Below are 16384 nucleotides of genomic sequence, written 5' to 3'. Positions count from 1 at the left end.
ATATAAATATGAGGATTATAGTCATGATTAATGGGTTGTTGTTAATTAAAAATCGGGAGTTTATAATTATCAATAGTGTTAATATGTATGAAATCGTCCCGATAAATGCAAAAGCTTTAAACCTAATTGGTTTATAGACAAGTAGTGAAATAACTTCGGGATTATGTACAACATAATCAATAATTCCATGTGATTATTCAACAACCGATGTTGTGCATTCAAATCCCGAAATAGTTATTTCCAAAAACCAAAATGGAGGTAGAATCGTGGCTGATAATATAGATCTCTACAATGACAGAGGAAAATTGTTAGAAAGCAATGTTGACTTAATGGACATTGCACCAACAAAGAACGATGCAATCAAGAAAATCATCGACGATACCAAGAAATCAGTAGCAATCAATCTTAATGGTATTCAAAAAGCACTTTCAACAGGTAAAATGGGCGGAAAAGGCCGACATATACCTGGATATGAACTCGATTATGACCTTGTCGGAAACGCAGACAGCATCCGTGATTCCGTTGAGGAACTTGTAAGAGTAGACCCAAATGACGATACCAATGTTGAATCACTTTATGGTGGTAAACAGCTACTTATCCAAGTACCAGATGAAAGGCTTCAGGCAGGAGCTGACTATGCATCAGCAACTACAGTAGGTGCAGCAGCAACTGTACAGTCCATTATAGACAAATTCAACACTGATATGTTCGTAGCACCTATCGTAAAAGCAGCTGTATGGGGTAGTTATCCACAAACAGTAGACCTCTCAGGAGGAAACATAGCATCTATTCTCAAGATACCTCAGCAGAATGAAGGTCTTGGCTACTCCTTGAGAAACATCATGACAAACCACATAGTAGCAATTACCAACAAGAAAGCAATGAATGCTGCATGTCTTTCATCCATCTACGAACAGGTAGCCATGTATGAAATGGGTAACGCAGTAGGAGAATTTGAAAGGCAGCAGTTACTTGGACTTGCTTATCAGGGACTTAATGCAAACAACCTTGTCTATGATATTATAAAAGATAACGGTAAAGACGGTACTATAGGTACTGTTATTGATTCAACCGTCAACAGAGCACTTGAAGACAATGTAATATCTGTTGATAAAACAGCACCATCAGGATATTCATTCTACAAAGCAAACGACGTACCAATGTGGAATGCATATGCAGCTGCAGGTCAACTCGCTGCTTCAATGGTAAACTGTGGTGCAGGTAGAAGCCCACAGAACGTATCTTCAACCTTGCTCTACTTCAACGACATAATTGAAAAAGAAACAGGACTACCCGGATGTGACTATGGTAGAGTACAGGGTACTTCAGTAGGTTTCTCGTTCTTTAGTCACTCCATCTATGGAGGAGGTGGACCTGGTATCTTCAATGGTAACCACATTGTAACCAGACACTCAAGAGGATTTGCAATTCCATGTGTTGCAGCATCAGCATCACTTGATGCAGGTACTCAGATGTTCACACCTGAAGCAACTTCCTCACTTATAGGAGATGTCTTTGGTTCAATAGAAACTTTCAGAGAACCAATTGATGCAGTAGCAAAAGCACTTTAAGTAAATCTTTAGGTTTATACAGGAAGTAATATAATGGTTGAAACCGCTTCAGAGCCAGATGAAGAATATTTGCAGATAGAATTATTCCCTACAAGATTGTTAAAACCAGAAACGACTCAAAATCTCTTGGAAGAATTGAGTGAAGTGGATGGAATTATAAGAGCGTTTATTCATGGACCACGTCTTCCCCTGACGGTACCTTCAGGACCAGCAACAGGTCAGGATGTAGAGCATCCTCACAGAAAGGTTATACAGATAGGCGATACAGCGATTGAATTATCTATAAGTGTAGGACGGATACGTCTGGAAATCACAGATGAGGATGTTGAAGAAGAGATAGAGACTATAGCTGAAAAGGTATTGCCCTGTAAATACGAACTTAGAGAAGGGTATTTCATACCCAAAGAATCGACAGTAACCGATTATGCCAAACGGGGACCCAATGCTGATCCAAAAAGGCGCGGCTTGTCTGATCCCAAAGCGAGTGAAGAAAGCCAGGTTTTTGTGTTGAACAAACCTGAAAACGAAGATGAGGAATGATTGATATGCCAATATTCGGTCGGGAAACACAAGTAGTAGATTGCAGACACGGGATGGGGCAATGTAGAGGTGGAGGTCTTGCCCAAGAAGGAACACTTTCTGAAGCTGCCCGTCCTGATGTAATAGCAGTTGCAATGGGCCCCGGCAGAAGGCATATCACAAAACCCGTCTGTGAACTTACCTACGGGATGCGTCAGGCTGGCATACAGGTCAGTGTGCTGGTGCTGAGCGGGGGTACCGGTCAGCCGGAATCTGGTCTGATATCTGGCAGTTTTGGAATTGAGCCCGAAGAAACAGACCAAATTGCAAGGCATAAACTTGCAGTTATCCATGTAGGTAATGTGGCTCAACATATAATAAAAAAAATAAGGAAAATCCTTGAAAATGTGGAAATACCTGCAATTGTTGTCAGTCAGGCACTGGTAGATTTTGAAGACTTGGCAGAAGCGGGAATAAAAACCAGATATGTTAAACCTAAAGATGAAGATATTCTCACAAAAGGGACGGTTATGGAAATTGTAACAGGAGTTACACGAGGAGAAGCCTGTTCCAGAGATAAATTAAATGAACTTGTTAAAGATGTTAAAAATACATTAAAATCCATTGAATAAAAGGAGTGATAATATGGCAGAAATTGAGAAACAGTATCATCCTGGTAAAACATCTGTTGCAAAAAACAGATCTAAACACATGTCAAATGATCTCGAAAAACTTCGAGAAATATCAGATGAAGACTTGACCCTAATATTAGGACATCGTTCACCTGGAAGTGATTACCCAAGTACCCATCCACCACTGGAAGAAATGGGAGAACCAGAGTGTTCAATCAGGGAAATCGTAGAACCAACAGAAGGTGCAAAAGCAGGAGACCGTATAAGATATGCTCAGTGGGTAGATTCAATGTACAATGCACCTGCTACACCATACTTCAGAACCTACCATGCAGCAATTAATTTCAGAGCGGTAGATCCAGGTACACTTTCCGGTCGTCAGCTGGTTGAAGCCCGTGAAAGGGATATGGAAAAAATGACAAAAGTACAGCTTGAAACCGAAATGACCTGCCCAGGTCTTGCAGGACTTAGAGGAGCAACTGTACACGGGCACTCACTACGTCTCCAGGAAGATGGTGTAATGTTCGATATGCTTGACAGACGCAGACTCGAAAACGGCACCATTGTTATGGACAAAGACCAGCAGGCAAGACCGATTGACAAGAAGGTCGACCTTGGTAAACCAATGTCTGAAGATGAGGCAGCCAAAAGGACTACCATATACAGAGCAGACAATGTACCATTCAGAGATGATGATGAAGTAGTTGAATGGGTACACAGAATATGGGAACAGAGAACTGAATATGGATTCCAGCCAAAATAAACGAGGTGATATAAATGGTGGATAAAGACAAAGAAAGAAGGTTTAAGAAAGAATTAGAAAGAAAATTCACCCAGGAATTCGGAGATAACAAGCAGAGCGGCGGTGAAATAACAGATAAAAAGACAGAGTACCAAAGAATGGGTGTTGCTCAGAGCCCCAGAAAGATGGAAATGCTGAAAGCTGGTCAGGAGTTATCCAAAAAGAGAGGTCTTGTAGGATACAACCCTGATCTTCATGCAGGAGGAGTTCAGCTTGGTCAGAGGGCACTGACACCATCCTATCTGTCCGGTACAGATATGCTCACCGAAATGGATGACCTTCACTATGTCAACAACGCTGCAATGCAACAGATGTGGGACGACATCAGAAGAACCTGTATTGTAGGTATGGACAGTGCTCACGAAACACTGGAAAAAAGGCTCGGTATTGAAGTAACACCTGAAACTATCAACCACTACCTCGAAGTCTTAAACCATGCAATTCCTGGTGGTGCAGTCGTTCAGGAACATATGGTTGAAACTCATCCAGGGCTCACTGAAGATTGTTATGTAAAAATCTTCACCGGTGACGACGACCTTGCTGATGAAATTGATGACCAGTTCCTCATTGACATAGATAAAGAATTCCCAGAAGACCAGGCACAACAGCTCAAAGAATCTATCGGTAAGACCACTTGGCAGGTTGCACACATTCCAACAGTTGTAAGCAGGACAACAGACGGTGGTCAGACACGTAGATGGATGGCAATGCAGCTTGGTATGTCTTTCATTAATGCATACCACATGTGTGCAGGTGAAGCAGCAGTAGCTGACCTTTCATACGCTGCAAAACATGCATCTGTTATCAACATGGGAGAAATGCTCCCGGCAAGAAGAGCCCGTGCTGAAAATGAACCAGGTGGTATTCCATTCGGACACATGGCTGATATCATCCAGACCAGCCGTGCATATCCAGATGATCCGGCAAAGACAGCACTGGAAGTTGTCGGTGCAGGATGTATGCTCTATGACCAGATCTGGCTTGGATCATACATGTCTGGTGGTGTAGGTTTCACCCAGTATGCAACAGCAGCATACACCAACAACATTCTGGATGACAACCTCTATTACGATATTGAATACATAAACGACAAATACAACAATGCTGGAAAACCAGGAGCTGACAACAAAGCACCAGCAACTATGGATGTTGTTAAAGATATCGCAACAGAATCCACCCTCTACGGACTTGAGAACTACGAGAAATACCCAACTGCACTTGAAGACCACTTCGGTGGTTCACAGAGAGCAACAGTACTCTCAGCAGCAGCAGGTTCAGCAACTTCCATTGCAACCGGTAACTCCAATGCAGGTCTTTCCGCATGGTATCTTAGCATGTATCTGCATAAAGAGGCACACGGACGTCTCGGGTTCTTTGGATTCGATCTCCAGGATCAGTGTGGAGCAGCAAACGTATTCTCCTACCAGTCCGATGAAGGTCTGCCACTTGAACTCCGTGGTCCAAACTATCCAAACTACGCAATGAACGTAGGACATCAGGGCGGATATGCAGCAATCACATCCGGTGCACATGCAGGACGTGGTGACGCATTTGCAACAAACCCACTAATTAAGATTGCATTTGCCGATGACCTTCTCCCATTCGACTTCAAAGAACCAAGAAGAGAATTCGGTAGAGGTGCACTCAGAGAGTTCAAACCTGCTGGTGAAAGGTCACTCATCATACCGGCAGAATAAACAAAAACTTTAAGGTAGACGTTTGAAAACGTCTATCTCTTTCTTTTTTTTAACTCAAAAATAAAATGGCTGATTAATCAGCACAATTGGGAACAGAGCTTTCTTATTACTCATTAACAATTTTTATATTTGCCCCGATTTTTCGCATGTCTTCAAAGAAATTAGGATACGATATAAATACTGACTCAGCAGTGTCAACAGTAGTATCACCTGCAATCAATCCTGCAATTGTTAATGCCATAACAATTCTATGGTCGTGCCAACCATAAACATTGGCTTTTTTGAGGTTACCTCCATTAACTGTAAGTCTGTCTTTTTCTTCTTTGACTTTAATGCCCATTTTCTGGAGTTCATTTGCCATAGCATGTATTCTATCAGTTTCTTTGTAGCGGACATGTTCTGCATTTCTTATAACCGTGGTTCCTTTGGCAACAGTACCAAGAACAGCAATTGTTGGAAACAGGTCAGGAGATGCTCCCAAGTCAACAGTTATTCCATTCAGGTCGCCTCCATTCACACTAACATCACCTTTATCTTTGTCCCAGTGAATATTTGCTCCCATTTGTTCCAATATATCGATAATTTTCACATCACCCTGTTTGGATGGGAACAGGTTTTTAACTGTAACTTTGGAACCTGTCATAGCAGCTGCTGCCAGCAGATAAGATGCGGATGAAAAGTCGCCCGGAACAGTGTACTCCTTGAGGTCATATTTTTGTTTTGCAGGAATTATAAATTTGGTATTGTGGTTTTTGTCAACAAAAATTTCGCATCCAGCTTTTTCTATAATTTCAGTGGTTATATCAACATATGGTTTTGATTTTAGTTCTCCTTTTATTGAAAGGGTAGTACTATTGTTTGTAAGAGGACAGGCGATTAAAAGAGCAGATACAAACTGGGAACTAATAGAACCGTCAATTTTTGTGATGGCGCCTTTGAGTCCACCTTTGACAACAAGAGGTGCACGTCCGTTATTCCGTGTTGAGAATACATCTACCCCAAGATTTTGCAGCACTTCAAGCAATGGACCATTTGGTCTTGTACGTACCGAACGGTCACCTGTTAAAACAGTAACTCCATCTGTGAGTGTAGCTAATGCTGTCATGAAACGAAGTGTTGTACCAGAATTTTCAACATCAATCACATCCTCAGGAACATGCGGTGCACCATCAATACCATTAATCTCCAGTTTATTGTTCTTTTTTTCGATATTGGCACCAAACATTTCACATGCTCTTATAGTTGCTTCTGTATCTGCAGAAAGTAGAGGTCTATGGATTGTTGATTGATGTGACAGTGACCCTATAGTTATTGCTCTATGAGTGTAACTTTTGGATGGTGGTGCATACAGTTCACCATGCAATTTAGAATTATCGACTCCTACTTTCATTAATAAACCCCTTTTATGATATCTTCTATTTTATCCCAGTCATGCTCATATATATGTGCAGAAACACTAATAGTGGTTATTTTTCCAGTGGATACTCCGGATTTCTCAGCTACATATCTGAGTAAACCTGATAATCCGTAAAGGTTTGCTGGATATGCTCCCGCAAAATCATGGCTTCGAAATAATGTGGTTAAATGTAGTTTTCCATTCCGGATTTTAAAATCATCTATTATCATACAGGGAACTTCATCTACTTTGGTATCTATAGGAGGCACCCATGTTACAGCAGTCGCTCTTCTTGTGGACGAACTTTCTGTCAATTTGTCAATAACATAGGATATCTGGTCAATTTCATCATTCCAGTTTCTAAGACGCTGTCCATAGGTATATTCAAAGTTCTGGGTATTATCCCCGCTAATAAGCTGTTTTGAATATTCATCCAGACGTTCTCTGTTCCAGGAAAAATCTTCAGGGATTTGTTTGGTATACGGGTCATCGATAGTTATCATCAGATTCATGTATTCCAAAATCTGACTATCCCTTTCATCAGTTATCACACTGCCCTGATTCCAGATAGTATTAATACCCCTGTACCATGCATCACTTATTGTGCGAGCCTTTATGACCCTCCCTATAGATGTATCTACAGTCATTGTTGTCTCCTTGAATCCAGCTGGACTATGAACCCATTTTTCTGTCTTTATATAAAAAACCCTCATCTTTTTTCAGTATTTCTGTTATAGATAATTATTTAATCTAAACTTTTTATATATCCAGAAAGGGTAGAACATAGATTTTATTTTTATTTGTGTTGTACTATAGAATATTGGAGGTATAATTATCGCAGATATGATCGATTATAATATAATAGGCGACGATATGCAAATTGTTGAGGTAGAATTGGACCCAGAAGAATCGGTGAGGGCGGAAGTAGGAGCGATGGCATATATGGGACCTGGCATTAAAATGCAAACCTCAACAGGAGGAGGACTGTTCAGCGGTTTAAAACGTATGCTTACAGGTGAAAGTTTCTTTATAACAAGTTTTGTTTATGAGGGTAAGGATAAAGGCTTTGTTGCTTTTGGAGCACCTTATCCTGGGAAAATCATACCTATCGACCTTGCAAAATTTGATGGCAATATTCTGTGCCAGAAAGATGCTTTCCTTTGTGCGGCGAAGGGTATCGACATAGATGTAGCATTAACAAAAAGATTAGGTTCTGGTTTTTTTGGTGGAGAAGGTTTTATTTTGCAAAAACTTTCTGGTGACGGTATGGCATTTGTACATGCTGGAGGTACAATAATTAAAAAGGAGCTTGCTGATGGGGAGCATTTAAGAGTAGATACTGGATGTCTTGCTGCTTTTACTGATAGTATAGACTACAATATCCAGTTTATAGGTGGATTTAAAAATGCACTCTTTGGAGGTGAAGGGGTTTTTCTGGCATCGTTAAAAGGTCCAGGTACAGTATATCTTCAGAGTCTCCCGTTATCTCGACTTGCAGACAGAATACTGGCAGCATCTACGTTCCAGCAACAAGGTGAAAGATAATTTCTCCTTTTTAACTTTATATAGAGTACTCTTTCGTTTATACTTTTTGTAAGCATATTTATAATAATGCCAATCGTAATTACAACGAGTAATGCTGTTTCATGGACTGATGAAGTTCCGGTTTACAATATGCTTGCTATGTAGAATAAGTTCTGGATGCAGGGTGAAAAATAAGTAATATGATTTTTAATTGGACTACATATAAACTATTTTTTAAATTCTATTATTCAAAATCAAAAAACCAGAACAACTATATAATATATAGATAATTTAGATTTGAGAGTGTAGATTTGTAATACATCAGACATATGAAATGGTGATTAGCCACCCAACCTGTATAACTTCCCCCAAATTACACAGATTGGGTAGATAAGGCCACTTTGACTACTTTAACCACATCTCCCCGATGGTTGAACCCCACTCAATCATTGAAATGCTCGTCCACTACTTTCAGACAAGCGTAGATTTTCCCTCGTTATCTACGTCTACTGTCTATCCCTTACTATGAAATTGTAAATATATATAATAAATGATGCTTTTATTTTTCCAGTGTTAAATACTATAATGGCGTTAAAATTTTCAACGGCTTTATAACCATTATTGATTATCCATTATTAATTAAATTCATTCAATTGTTCCACAGTCCTCTTTTATTTTCAACAGCTTCCTTTTCAAGATTTTGAAATCTATCCATGTATTCGATTTCAGCTTCGTCATACACTCAAGCATATCCTATTTTTCAGAAGCATTTCGTTGTACATGGTTCTGTTTTGCAGGTATATATAAGCCAAAAAAGGGCCATAATATCCTCTTTTACCTGAAATTTTATCGTATTTCAGTCTGATGTTTTACCATTACAACGGATTAAAAAATCCTAATTGGAGTTATTTTTACGAAAGTGGGGCAACAGGGGTACGTGAAAGCCAACGGTTTCTAACCGTTGGATGAAACAACCCCGTTGATTATTGATTTGTCAACCATAACTTTTTTATTTTATATAGTATATATAGTATTATAGATACAGCAATGCTTTCAGTGTACAGTTGCTTTGAGCAAGCTGCCTGATGTAAGACATTGTTAAGTCGGTTGTTTGTGTATCATCAGGTTCCATCAAACAATGCCTTGTGTCAAGCACAAACGATGCGGTGCAGACAGAGATGCATCGTACGGGAGTACTGGCGCCCCGCAAGTGGCAACGTCAAGATGGATGGCGACCACAGAACCCAACGGATTTATCCGTTGGAGTACGTCAGGTATGTAATTTCAGGGCTATAAGAGATATTTTTGTGTGTTGTAGTTAAGATGAAAAATCAAAACTAAATATTTAAATGAAGCTATTAAAGAGTCCAAAATTCCACCCCAAATAATAAAAATTGTCGAAAATATCCGTGCTGAAAGATCTCTGGTTTTAATTAAAAAAGATGAAGATTATTATTCTGATTTTGATAAGTTCAAAGATGAAAAATTAACTATAATAAAAGAAAACAAAAACTGTTCATTTGACCAGCATATGTATCTCCTCTAACTGAAAACGAAAACAAATCCCTTTTTAATTTTAAAAACAGATAAAAAATTATCTGGACATATTTGACCAGATGAGTAACAATGTTTTAATACATTGATTTAAGGCGTTTGATTCTTTCTTCTGTAACTGGATGGGTTCTGAACAGACTGGCTAAAGTTTTACCTTTAAGCGGGTTGACGATAAACATATGTGCAGTGTTCTCTGAAGCTTTTACTTCATCTTTTCTTGGTTTATAGTTTGCAGCACCCTGTTCCAATTTTGATAATGCATTTGCAAGTGCCCATGGTTTATTGGTGATTTTTGCACCTTCGGCATCCGCTGCAAATTCACGGGAACGGGATATTGCCAGTTGGATTATAGTGGCTGCAATTGGAGCAAGGATAGCAAGTGCAAGGTAGCCTATAATATTGTTGCCGCCTTCATCATCTCTGCCTAAGCCACCGAATATCGCAGCCCATTGAGCCATATAGGCAAGCATTGTGATGGCACCGGCAATTGTGGCTGCTATAGTACTTACAAGTGTATCACGGTGTTTTACATGTGCCATCTCATGGGCAAATACACCTTCAAGTTCTTCAGGTGTCAACAGGTTCATTATACCGGTAGTTGCAGCAACTGCTGAATTTTCTGGGTTTCTCCCGGTTGCAAATGCATTGGGCATGGAAGTTTCTACAACGTATACTTTTGGCATCGGAAGGTTAGCTTTTGTTGCAAGATTTCTTACGATACTGTACAGTTGAGGATATTCGGATTCGTTTACTTCCTTTGCACGGTACATTTTAAGAACAATTTTGTCGCTGTACCAGTAACTTGCAAAATTCATTATAACGGCTATAAAAAATGCAAATATGAGGCCACCACGTCCACCGATTGCTCCTCCAATTACTATAAGGAGTCCGGTTAGGGATGCCAGTAGCAGTGTGGTTTTAAATGTTTCTTTTCTCATGTTTACCCCATAGGTTTTAAGTTTACATGTTAATATTTTGATTAAAATTTATTATTGAAAAGTTGTGTCTGTGTCAAGTAGTAAACACTTTCAATATGTTAAACTATCGTATTCTTATTAAAAGTTGTGCTACATGATGTTATTCATTTAAGTTTAATTAGAATTAAAAATAATGGTTTAACTGTAATATAAATTGTTTTTCAAATATATATACCTTATGTGCCAATCAGTTTATTGTTTTTTGTAAAAAAATATGAGTTTAGATTTGTTGTATTAGCGGTTCGTGATGACATCACCTCTATTATTCTGACTTTTATTACCGGTGTTTCCGGAAGGTTGTTTTTTAGCTGTTGTTTTTGTCCATATCAGGACTGGTTTTGTTACTTGTGTTTTCAGTGGTGTTTTTGCTTTTTGCAAAATCTGGTATGTTCTTTTTAATCATTTCAGCTTTTTCAGGATTTTTGTCCTGCAGATTTTCAAGAGCTTTTTTATGCCCTCTTACAGATACATTCATGGCATGTTTTATGGCGTCTTTTGCAGGTTCGGGTACTTTGTCATGGACATTTTTTAGGACGGTTAGGTGTTTTGAAGTAGCGTTTGCAACTTTTTCTTCAAGTGCTGTTACATTCATATTTTCAGTATTTGATTTTTTTATCAATTCTTGCGTATTATTCATTTCATTTGCATATTCCCTAACTCGTTCATTTACCAGTTTTTCTTTACTGGCATTTCCTTTTATTGAATTTATTCTGTTATTTGCAAATTCAAATCTTATTTTTGCAGCTTTTGCAGGATTGGTATCGCCCAGTGATTTCAAAGATTTTTCTCTACCCCTTGAAGACGCTTTCAGTGAATTGTTTATTGCTTCCTGTGCAGTCTTTGGCAAATCATTTCTTACTTTCTCAAGTATTAGTTGATGTCTTGTTGTTGCATTTGCAATTATCCCCTGAATATCTCCTCTTTGAGCTGAATCGGAAATAGAGTTTCCAGTTTCGATTGTATTTTCTATCTGTTTTTCATATTCATTTGACATTTCCTCGGAAAGCTGGTAGTTTCCTTTCTCAGCCATTGCTTTTGCTTCTGCAATTCTTTCTTCAGCAATGTTCAATCCATATCTTGATTTTTGTTCGTTCCCTGAGTTAAATACACCCTGTATGGATTCCATTGCTTTATCGATTCCGTAAAAAGGACTATCAGGTGTAATTCCCGGATCTGGTAAATCTTCATCCTGTGCAGTTGCACTCATGGTAAACATTAGTATCATTATACTGGCTATAGTCAGTGCTTTTGCATATTTTACTTTCATCTGTATCACCTTAAAGATTTTTAAATACCTTCAAATGTTATGTTTTCATCTGTGTCCATGCTTTCTATCAATCTGTCAAGTTCTTTTGTTTCATTTTCCAGTGATTCTATTTCTGTATCTGTCAGGATGGCATTGTTTTTGGCAAGTATTGAACTCGTATTGTCAGTAGTTGTTTGTTGATTATCGCTGTCTGGAGATGAATCTGAATTGATGCATCCTGAAAGCATAATGCCTGGAATGAGCAATATTAATACAATGAGATGGTTTGTCCTGCTCATGTTTATTCATCCCCCACTGTACTTACACTGGTATTGTCAGTAGTATTATTGTACTGTGAACTGGTGTTGCTACTGGTGGTATTTTTGATGTCCTCGTCCAAACCAACTTTCAAATTGTTTGAACTGTTCTCAATGCCAAAATCACCTTCTGAAAAAACTATACTTCCCACACCATCAGCATTAAGTTCAATATTTTCGCCGTTGACCATCACGGTAAGGCTTGAACCTGATACGTTTATATTACCGATCAAACCGTGATATACCAAAGCTCGGTTGTCTTTCAGACCTTCAGGCTTATTTTTGTTCCTGTTAACTTTAGAATAATTACCGGTAATGTTTACTTTTGCATCACCTGAAAAGTCTTTAATTACCATTTTTGCATCTGCGGTGGATATATTGATGTCAAGATTTCCTGATAAAACTGCAGTACCATCACCTGAAGCATTAACATCTTTTTGACCATCAAGCTTTATGGAATCGTTTCTGTAATCCTTTATTTGTTTAAAAATTTCTTTTAATATGATATTTGCTTCTTTAAGCTCACTGATTGCTTTTTGAAGCTTTAATTTTGCATCTTTTATGCTTTTTTCATCAGTCGCGTTACTGTATATCTTTTCAGCATTACTCTGATGTTCTTTTATATTACTGATTTTTTCTTTGTATCCGTTAAGCAGTTTTTCTACGTCGCTAACGTTTTTACCTTCTGCTTCCAGTTGTTTGATTTCTTTTTCAATCCGTAATGATATGGACTTTGATTTTTCAAGGTGTTCATTAATACGCTCATTGACTGTTTTTATTGCTATAGAATTTGAATTTGTCTGAGCATCTCTCCATATTTCGCGAATCTCATCGGATATTTCTGAAATTTCTTCTCTGGTTTCTGCGGATTTTAATTCAACCCTTTTTTGTTTTAACTCGTTTATATATTCATTTAAATCTTCAATACTTTTATCTGTAAAATTTGCATTTGATGCATTAATATTGGTCTTTTTATTTTCAAGATGTTCTATCATATAATCCAGAGTGCTGTTCAGGTAGTTTTTAGTGGCATTTATCACTTTTTCAGAATTTGGATTCAATTTATTGCCGGAAACTTTTTTGTTTATAGAATGAAAATTAGATTTTGCTTTTGCATAATTGTTTCTTGCATTTTCAAGCTGTTCTTTCCTTTTTTTAATCCTTTCTTCAACCCTTTCATGCTTTCTTTCAATTTTTTCTTTACGTTCTTCTAATTTCTCTTCCAGTTTTTCGTTTTTGTTTTCAATTCTTTCCCGCTTTTTTTCCAACTTTTCTTCACGTTTTTCGGTTTTATTTTCAATTTTTTCTTCTATTCTTTCCTGTTTTCTTTCGATTTTTTCTTCACGTTCTTCTAATTCCTCTTCCTGATTTTCTTTTTCACTTTCATTTAGTGATTTGTTTTTTGCTATTTCTGGTCTTTTGTCATCTGTATCTCTTCCTCTATCTTCTGAAGCGGATACAGTTATAGGTATAGTACTTATAATTAGTAGTATAACTGTTAAGCATGTAAGGATTTTCTTTGTATTCAATTTCATCTTTTACACCTCCATTATTACAATACAACCATTGCTTTTTTCGAAAATTTAAATATACTTTAGTTTATGAAATATATAGGTCAGTTTAAATCTTAATCAAAGCTTTATAAACACTTCATTACCTTTACAAAACTTTATGAACCTTTGGATAATTTTATGATAAAATATATATGAAAAAATGTTAAACATACTGATGTGTGCCTTAAAAATATATTTAAACTAACATTCTGCATAATATTGGTGCTGATTTTAATCATTCCAGTTAATGCAGAAACCACTGCAACGGTACATGGTGAAATTTACAACTGGGAAACGTTTGAACCTGTTGAAAATGCAATTGTTACTGTAAACTCTACTCCTAAGCAGTCGATTGTGGCAGAGTATGGCGTATATACATTTAGTTTATCCCCTGGTGATTATCAAATAACAGCAAAATCCTATCAAAACGGCACAATTTCTTATAGGACACAGGAAAATATAACCATTAAAAGTGGAGGCAATTATTCACTGGATTTGTTGCTCACACCGGTATATGATACAAATCTTCTTAATGATACTGAATCATCACAGATTTCAGAAAGTTTTGAAAATGATTCAAAGCTTATTGATGGTAAAGAAGATGATAACCATCTGATAATATATCTGATACCAGTAATTGTTTTCTCACTGGCTGCTTTATCTTTTATAGTCTTTAAAAGGTTTTATAGTGGACAAAATGGTACTGTAAATGAACTACCACCATCTGCAGATTTTCAAGAGTCAGAACAATTATTAATGGATGAGGATTCATTGCCTGATGATTTACAAAAAGTATTTGATGTTGTAAAAAAAAGTGGAGGTCGAATTACTCAAAAAGACCTCCGGAATAGATTGAAATACTCAGAAGCAAAAATAAGTCTTATGATATCTGATCTTGAAGAAAGGGGATATGTTGAAAAATTTAAAAAGGGTCGTGGTAATGTAGTACGAATTGTTGATGAATTGAATGACAACAATGAATGAAAAGCGAAAAAATATTAGTTATGAAATTATCTTTATCATAGTTAAAACCAAGAGGGTATAAATGAGAGTTTCAATGGATATTGAATTACAGGATAGACCTGGTCAATTGCTCCAGGCACTGCAGCCCATATCGGACTTAAAGGGAAATCTCATATCTGTGGTTCATCATCATGAAAAAGAAAAAAATCGCCGCAGTAAGATTCCTGTACAATGTGTAATTGATATCGACCCAGAAAAACTTGATGAACTAAAATCACAACTTAAAGAGCGAGGAATAGGTGTAGCAAAAGTTGGAGAACAGCGTTTTGTTGAGCGTGGTGCAGTAGTTCTGATAGGGCATATTGTACACAATGACATTCAAGATACCATAGATACAGTAGACAGAACAGGCTATGCTGAAGTAGTGGATTTAACATTATCCATGCCCAAAATAGACCAGACATCTTCGGCTTTTTTAAAAATTGATGCAGTAGGTAAAGAAGAATTGAATGATTCAATTTCCCTGCTGAAAGAGGTCGCTAAAGAAAAAGACCTGCTTGTAGTAGAGCCTATTGAAACTTAATTTACATAAAGGTTAGTGATGCAATGAAAACGATACGTGCATCTATCAGCGGATTTGGAGCAGTCGGACAGGGAGTAGCAGAAGTATTGTTGAAAAAACAAGATTATCTAAAAAACGTCGGTCTTGATATCAAAATTATAGCAATTTCTGATTCCAAGGGTTCTGAAATTAATACTGATGGTATTGATTTATCTTCTGCTTTAGCTCGCAAACGTGAAAAGGGTACAGTTGCACTGGAAGATAAGTCCAGTCTTGAAATTATAGAATCAGTTGACCATGACCTTGTAATTGAGACTACTTCTACAGATATTAATACAGGTGGCATTGGTCTTAAAAATATGTTGTCAGCTTTCAACAGTGGCAAAGATGTTGTAACATCAAATAAAGGACCACTGGCATTGAAATACAATGAGCTAATGGAAGCGTCCAGAAATTCAGGTTCAAATTTCAGATTCGAGGCAACTGTCGGAGGTGCGATGCCAATAATCAATCTTATAAAAGATGTACTTGCAGGTAATGATGTAATCAGTGTAGAAGGCATCCTGAATGGAACCTGTAACTATATTCTGACACGTATGATGGAGGAAAATGCACCTTATGAACAGATGCTTGCAGAATCTCAGGAACTCGGGATTGCGGAAACTGACCCCAGTTATGATGTAGATGGTATAGATTCTGCATGCAAACTGGTAATACTGGCAAACTCAGTATTTGGTATGTGTCTCTCTTATAAAGACGTAGATGTTACAGGCATTACAAAGATAACACCAGAATCCCTTTTACTTGCACAGAATAACGGTTATGTAATCAAACTTATTGGTGAAGTTAAGGACAACCTGATAAGAGTAGCTCCAAGGCTGGTGCCTGAAGACAGTCCACTGGCAGTAGGAGGTACTTTGAATGTAGCATCCATCCAGACCGACCTTTCAGGTACGGTTACTGTAACAGGCAGAGGAGCAGGTTCTATCGAGACAGCCAGTGCGGTTTTAAGTGACATAGTTTCCATTTACAGGGATTAAATATTAATCAGCCAAAAATTTATATCACCAA

The 16384-nt window shown here is 37.6% G+C and carries 16 protein-coding genes; 10 read left to right on the top strand and 6 right to left on the bottom strand.

Translation table 11 applies throughout. From position 1 onward, the window contains the following. Positions 1-266 precede the first annotated feature (266 nt). Genes mcrB through mcrA form a run of 5 tightly spaced genes read left to right on the top strand, consistent with a single transcriptional unit; the run spans position 267 to position 5221 of the window. A complete protein-coding gene (gene mcrB, locus METEV_RS04490) occupies positions 267-1571 on the top strand; it encodes a coenzyme-B sulfoethylthiotransferase subunit beta (protein WP_013194370.1) in 1305 nt (434 codons plus the stop codon). A 33-nt stretch (positions 1572-1604) separates the two neighbouring features. Beyond that, positions 1605-2111: a methyl-coenzyme M reductase operon protein D gene (gene mcrD, locus METEV_RS04485; RefSeq protein ID WP_013194369.1), complete on the top strand. Its 507-nt coding sequence runs from the start codon at positions 1605-1607 to the stop codon at positions 2109-2111. 5 nt (positions 2112-2116) lie between these two features. Further along, a complete protein-coding gene (gene mcrC, locus METEV_RS04480; RefSeq protein ID WP_013194368.1) occupies positions 2117-2722 on the top strand; it encodes a methyl-coenzyme M reductase I operon protein C in 606 nt (201 codons plus the stop codon). 13 nt (positions 2723-2735) lie between these two features. Further along, on the top strand, positions 2736-3485 hold the full coding sequence (gene mcrG, locus METEV_RS04475; protein WP_013194367.1) for a coenzyme-B sulfoethylthiotransferase subunit gamma: 750 nt from the start codon (positions 2736-2738) through the stop codon (positions 3483-3485). A 14-nt stretch (positions 3486-3499) separates the two neighbouring features. Further along, entirely contained in the window at positions 3500-5221 is a 1722-nt protein-coding gene (mcrA, locus tag METEV_RS04470; protein WP_013194366.1) for a coenzyme-B sulfoethylthiotransferase subunit alpha, read from the top strand. Between the two features lie 106 nt (positions 5222-5327). On the opposite strand, the gene aroA is transcribed toward mcrA, so the two are convergent. Both aroA and METEV_RS04460 read right to left on the bottom strand, forming a co-directional pair. Next, the gene (gene aroA / locus METEV_RS04465; protein ID WP_013194365.1) at positions 5328-6611 is read right to left on the bottom strand and encodes a 3-phosphoshikimate 1-carboxyvinyltransferase; all 1284 of its coding nucleotides are present in this window, start codon (positions 6609-6611) and stop codon (positions 5328-5330) included. Next, positions 6611-7264 (bottom strand): thymidylate synthase, encoded by a 654-nt coding sequence (locus METEV_RS04460; protein WP_013194364.1) that lies wholly within the window; start codon positions 7262-7264, stop codon positions 6611-6613. The genes aroA and METEV_RS04460 overlap by 1 nt, the downstream gene beginning before the upstream one ends. 187 nt (positions 7265-7451) lie before the next feature. Between METEV_RS04460 and METEV_RS04455 the strand changes: the two genes are divergently transcribed. After that, on the top strand, positions 7452-8162 hold the full coding sequence (locus METEV_RS04455) for a TIGR00266 family protein (protein ID WP_049890966.1): 711 nt from the start codon (positions 7452-7454) through the stop codon (positions 8160-8162). Between the two features lie 1117 nt (positions 8163-9279). After that, positions 9280-9423: a hypothetical protein gene (locus tag METEV_RS12310; RefSeq protein WP_157197282.1), complete on the top strand. Its 144-nt coding sequence runs from the start codon at positions 9280-9282 to the stop codon at positions 9421-9423. Between the two features lie 349 nt (positions 9424-9772). Here the strand turns inward: METEV_RS12310 and htpX are convergent, their stop codons facing one another. From htpX to METEV_RS04435, 4 genes are all read right to left on the bottom strand, one after another. After that, positions 9773-10633, bottom strand: a complete 861-nt coding sequence (htpX, locus tag METEV_RS04450) for a zinc metalloprotease HtpX (protein ID WP_013194362.1) — start codon at positions 10631-10633, stop codon at positions 9773-9775. A gap of 343 nt (positions 10634-10976) precedes the next feature. Beyond that, positions 10977-11939, bottom strand: coding sequence for a DUF5667 domain-containing protein (locus tag METEV_RS04445; protein WP_013194361.1), 963 nt, complete (start codon positions 11937-11939; stop codon positions 10977-10979). 20 nt (positions 11940-11959) lie between these two features. Next, a complete protein-coding gene (locus tag METEV_RS04440) occupies positions 11960-12217 on the bottom strand; it encodes a hypothetical protein (protein WP_013194360.1) in 258 nt (85 codons plus the stop codon). A gap of 2 nt (positions 12218-12219) precedes the next feature. After that, on the bottom strand, positions 12220-13770 hold the full coding sequence (locus METEV_RS04435) for a GumC domain-containing protein (RefSeq protein WP_013194359.1): 1551 nt from the start codon (positions 13768-13770) through the stop codon (positions 12220-12222). 240 nt (positions 13771-14010) lie between these two features. On the opposite strand from METEV_RS04435, the gene METEV_RS04430 reads away from it, so the two are divergent. From METEV_RS04430 to METEV_RS04420, 3 genes are all read left to right on the top strand, one after another. Further along, positions 14011-14772, top strand: coding sequence for a helix-turn-helix transcriptional regulator (locus METEV_RS04430; RefSeq protein ID WP_049890964.1), 762 nt, complete (start codon positions 14011-14013; stop codon positions 14770-14772). A 61-nt stretch (positions 14773-14833) separates the two neighbouring features. Beyond that, on the top strand, positions 14834-15334 hold the full coding sequence (locus METEV_RS04425) for an amino acid-binding protein (RefSeq protein WP_013194357.1): 501 nt from the start codon (positions 14834-14836) through the stop codon (positions 15332-15334). Positions 15335-15357: 23 nt separating this feature from the next. Continuing rightward, a complete protein-coding gene (locus METEV_RS04420; RefSeq protein ID WP_013194356.1) occupies positions 15358-16353 on the top strand; it encodes a homoserine dehydrogenase in 996 nt (331 codons plus the stop codon). Positions 16354-16384 lie beyond the last annotated feature (31 nt).

The organism is Methanohalobium evestigatum Z-7303 (assembly GCF_000196655.1).
Lineage (GTDB): Archaea > Halobacteriota > Methanosarcinia > Methanosarcinales > Methanosarcinaceae > Methanohalobium > Methanohalobium evestigatum.
Note: the sequence above shows the minus strand (reverse complement) of the source record. Positions and strands in the feature narration are given on the sequence as shown.